The organism is Desulfurococcus sp., from assembly GCF_049970475.1.
Lineage (GTDB): Archaea > Thermoproteota > Thermoprotei_A > Sulfolobales > Desulfurococcaceae > Desulfurococcus > Desulfurococcus amylolyticus.
In genome coordinates this window covers 1-4,015 of the sequence record NZ_JBMFMW010000102.1, presented here as the reverse complement: position 1 = coordinate 4,015, position 4,015 = coordinate 1, and the positions used below count along the sequence as shown (strand labels likewise).

General features: G+C 46.4%; 6 protein-coding genes. 3 read left to right on the top strand and 3 right to left on the bottom strand.

Features of this window, described 5'->3' with window-relative positions:
- Positions 1-137: 137 nt before the first annotated feature.
- The 3 genes from ACP5N5_RS06010 (at position 138) to ACP5N5_RS06000 (ending at position 2,082) form a co-directional block, all read left to right on the top strand.
- On the top strand, positions 138-635 hold the full coding sequence (locus ACP5N5_RS06010) for a transcriptional regulator (RefSeq protein ID WP_428133937.1): 498 nt from the start codon (positions 138-140) through the stop codon (positions 633-635).
- Positions 636-786: 151 nt separating this feature from the next.
- Complete coding sequence (locus ACP5N5_RS06005; RefSeq protein ID WP_428133935.1) at positions 787-1,785, top strand: dipeptidase; 999 nt, start codon at positions 787-789, stop codon at positions 1,783-1,785.
- A 90-nt stretch (positions 1,786-1,875) separates the two neighbouring features.
- Positions 1,876-2,082, top strand: a complete 207-nt coding sequence (locus tag ACP5N5_RS06000; RefSeq protein ID WP_012608538.1) for a hypothetical protein — start codon at positions 1,876-1,878, stop codon at positions 2,080-2,082.
- On the opposite strand, the gene ACP5N5_RS05995 is transcribed toward ACP5N5_RS06000, so the two are convergent.
- The 3 genes from ACP5N5_RS05995 to ACP5N5_RS05985 form a co-directional block, all read right to left on the bottom strand.
- Positions 2,079-2,819, bottom strand: a complete 741-nt coding sequence (locus ACP5N5_RS05995) for a competence/damage-inducible protein A (protein ID WP_428133927.1) — start codon at positions 2,817-2,819, stop codon at positions 2,079-2,081. The two genes, ACP5N5_RS06000 and ACP5N5_RS05995, sit on opposite strands and share 4 nt — an antisense overlap.
- A 5-nt stretch (positions 2,820-2,824) precedes the next feature.
- Positions 2,825-3,349, bottom strand: a complete 525-nt coding sequence (locus ACP5N5_RS05990) for a nicotinamide-nucleotide adenylyltransferase (RefSeq protein WP_042667622.1) — start codon at positions 3,347-3,349, stop codon at positions 2,825-2,827.
- Between the two features lie 122 nt (positions 3,350-3,471).
- Positions 3,472-4,015 (bottom strand): ACT domain-containing protein (locus ACP5N5_RS05985; RefSeq protein ID WP_428133923.1); only part of this gene is annotated, 544 nt, incomplete at its 5' end.

The window sequence follows — 4,015 nt, the reverse complement described above, 5'->3', positions numbered from 1 at the left end:
TATACCAACCTTCATAAACCTAAAAGTATGAAAACAGAAACAACAATCTGAGGCTTTGTTTGTGTTGTGGGAAAGGTAGTGGGAAACATATTTAAGCATATTAATACATAATATACTTACCGGGGTGAAAGCCTACAATGCTGGTGAAGCTATATGCTCCCCTGCAACCGGGAAGCAAGGAGGAGATAAGGCTCCTCGAGGCAGTATTATACACAGCGACAATATTCGGGCCAGGCCTCACTACACTGCTCTCCAGCAACGAAGATAAGTCAAGTATTATCAAGGAGCTCTCCACAGCAGCAGCCGTCTTCGCGAGGTTCAAGGCCAATCACTCCTATGGCTTAATAAGCGAGGAGCTCGGGGTACCCGAGAAAACTGTTAGGAAATACCTGAGTATCAAGGACGCCCTCAGCAAGGCTGTTTCAGACGTGTTAAAAAAACTGGAGACTGGAAACGGCTTCATCGAAGTAGACATACCTGATGTAGAATCCTATGTAGTGAAACTAAGTAGCCTAGAAAGAGAAAACAATGAGTTAAGGCAGAGAAACCAGGAACTGGAGACACGGCTAGCAGAGTTAAGTGGGAAGCTGGAGCTGGTTAAGAAGCACTTGGATGAAGTCTATAAGATGCTCTAGTCATCATACCTTAAACGCTTAACATCGATACTGGATGTCATCAGGTATAACTACGCGCAGGCGGAGTCTACTGTATCCTTGAGTAATCTACGCGTCAATGGGGAAGCCTATTTATTTAGCATGGAGAATTAATTATTCCGGGTGCATCCACTTGAACCCGCCTCTAGTAGATCTCCACGAGGATATAGCGGCCTATGTTCTCTCAGGAAGCCTGCTCAACCCATTCCCATTGAAACCCTTTGATATCGATGAACCACTCCGGCACGCTGATATCCCGAAGTACCTCGCCAGCAACACAAGGCTCGTTGTCGCCAGTATCTTCCCCATGATACCCTGGTACTCCCGTGGTGGGAGGATATCTTACAAGCATTATCCGAGCCTTGAGCTGGTTTACGCAGGGTTGGACTTATACAGGAATATTGTGTTAGCCCACAGAGAGTTCAAGCTTGTATTAGGTAGAGACCAGCTTCAGGGACTCTTCAATGAGAAAAATGGTAGCATAGGCTTGCTTGTAGGGCTTGAAGGGGCTGATTCCTTGAGGAGCCCAGAGGACCTGGATCTCTTATATGCTGGCGGGCTACGTGTATTAGGGTTAACCTGGAACTATAACAATAAGTACGCTTCCTCCTGTAGGACACAGATCGATAATGGCTTGACGAGGGAAGGTTTAGAGCTCATTGGGAGAGCCGTGGAGCTAGGGGTAGCAGTGGATCTAGCCCATGCAAGCGGGAAAACGGTGAAAGACACATACGAGGCAACAGGGAAGCCCGTAATAGTCAGTCACGCCAATACCAGATCGGTTCATAACCATCCTAGGAACCTTGATGACAAGACGCTGGAAGTAGTGGCAGAGAGCAAGGGGGTTGTAGGACTAGTATTCATAGCTTCATTTGTGTCAACGGGTGTACCAGATGTATCCAGCCTGGTCAGACACGCGGTATATATAAGAGATAATTATGGAGTGGACATATTAGCAATAGGCTCAGACTACTTCGGCTCACTTGATGCACCGCTTGTTAAAGGACTGGAATCCATCGATAAAATAGGGAGCTTATGGAGCAAGCTACTCGAGGAAGGCTTCACTAGAGAAGACATCGAGAAAATAGCCTGGAGAAACCCGCTCAGAGCACTTACAGCATGGCTGAAATAACTCATAATCCAACCCTACTCCAGTCCACGTAGGCCTTATAGCTAGGTTTTTATAGTTGTACATAGAGATATATCTTGGGGAGGGTTATCCATGGTTAAATGCCCGTTCTGCGGAAGCGAGGTCAACGTGGCCCCCATTAAGGAGTGGAGATTCAGGTTCTACATAGTGAATGCATATATATGTCCCAGCTGTAAAGGCAGGTTCAACTACTATCACGGTGTAAGCCCCCGTGGTAGAGAATCATCATTCACAATAAGGGTGAAACCAAGGCCGAAGAGGGTAGTAGCAGAGGGTTAAGAGGTCACCTCTATCTCAAGTATTTTACTGAGTTCTCTTAGCAACGTATTTACTTTCTCATCTATATCTTCCCTATTGGCTCCATATACCTGTATCGTGATTTCCACAGGTTTCCTCGCATGAGTCTTTATATATGCCCACTTATACTTTACTCTCAGTGGTTCTAACAGTTTGTCTACCTCAGCTTCCACCTCATGTTTCGTGATCACTTTGAGAGTTGTAACACTTGTACCGGTTAACCTGGCTAGCCTCGGCATTACCTCCCCCTCGAATATGTTCTCCATCTCGGCTGGTACCCCAGGAAGTATGAATAGGTGTCTTCCATTGTAGACCAGATGGAATCCAGGTGAGACACCAACAGTATTCGGGAGAGGCTCGGCTCCTTCAGGAGGATAGACTACCTCGAGGTGCTCTGGTATCCTGCCTACAAGTCTATTCTTAACCATCTCGTAGACTACTGGCGAATAAACTCGCTTCAATCCTAGGGATTCAGCGATTACCGGTATCGTTATATCATCACTTGTGAAGCCCAGACCCCCGGTTGTAATCACTATATTGCATGCCTCAATGCAGGCTCTGAGAGCCCATGTTATCTCACTCATATCATCCGGTACCACGATAATCCTTCTTACATCAACCCCAATACTGGTCAGCCTACGAGCAAGCCAGTGAGAGTTAGTGTCCTGTATTATTCCCCTCGTGATCTCTGAGCCAATAGCTATGATGCAAGTGGTCAACCCGGTCAAAACCTCTCACCCTGTACCCTCACTGATAGCTTCAAGAGTCCCCTAACTCTCTCAACCCCATTGATCCTTTTAATGAACTCGGCTACGCTTGAGGGTACGAGGCTCTCCCAGTCTCCATCCTCAGCCATGAGCCTCCTAACCATGGTGCCACTGACACCAGGTAATACTGGTGTCTCAAGGGTTTCTAGTCCAAGTATTTTGAAGAGCTCCTGCACAAACCTATTGTTGCTGAATACCGTGTCAACCCTGGGTACATAGCTGAGGAGGTGGAGTGGCCAGAGGTAGTTGTTTGAAATATTATCAACTGGGATCACATAGCACCTTGAGTATAGGTCGCCTAGTCCAAGCTTAATCATCTCAACGCGCTCGCCAGCTGTGAAGGGGTTGTCCGCTGTGTAGTTGTATTGGGCGGCTGCCACAGCGATCACGGCTTCATCAAACCTCTCTAGTATATATCTGAGGGCATGCAGGTGGCCATTGTGAAACGGTTGAAACCTACCAATGAATAAAGCCCTCCTCAAGCATTACACCCATGAATAACTATATCATAGTGAAACAAAAAGCCATCTTCTACTGCTGGAGATTAATCCAGGGATGGTATCGAACCCCCCGCTGAGTGCCGAGGCCAACTGTATTCACCCATTTATTTCAAGGGCTCCTTGCTATCCTCCTTGGCTTTCAATATTATTGACTCCAGTGTTTTAAATGCCTCCACAGAGTCTTTTCTATCGATTACTATGATAGTGTCACTGTGAGCCGACATTATTTGGAGTATGTTGATCCCTTTCCTGGCTAGGAGTGTTGTTATATAGGATATAAAGCCCGGTGTCTCAATATTCTCGATTGGGCTTACTATTATGATTGCCGAGACATCTCTCTCAAGCCACACCGGCTCCTTATCCATCAGGCCAACTAAGTCATCTAGTAACTCAGTGTTCACTATTATAGTTATATTGTCTATGCCCTGCGAGATAGATATGAAGCGTGTCCTGCCAGCTAGCTCATGAACGCTCTTGAACACCTTATGGAGTACTGTATAATCATATGTCACTATAGCTAGGCCTGTCTTAAGCTCTATACTGCTCCTGGCTAGAACCCTAAAGATCCTTGACTTAAGGGATTGCCTAGCTACACTGCTCCTGCTGCGCAGTAGCGACATTTTAATGGAACTAGGTGTACATGATACC

Coding starts and splice junctions, on each gene's coding strand:
- ACP5N5_RS06010 (WP_428133937.1), top strand. CDS start 138: ATGCTGGTGAAGCTATATGCTCCCCTGCAACCGGGAAGCAAGGAGGAG.
- ACP5N5_RS06000 (WP_012608538.1), top strand. CDS start 1,876: ATGGTTAAATGCCCGTTCTGCGGAAGCGAGGTCAACGTGGCCCCCATT.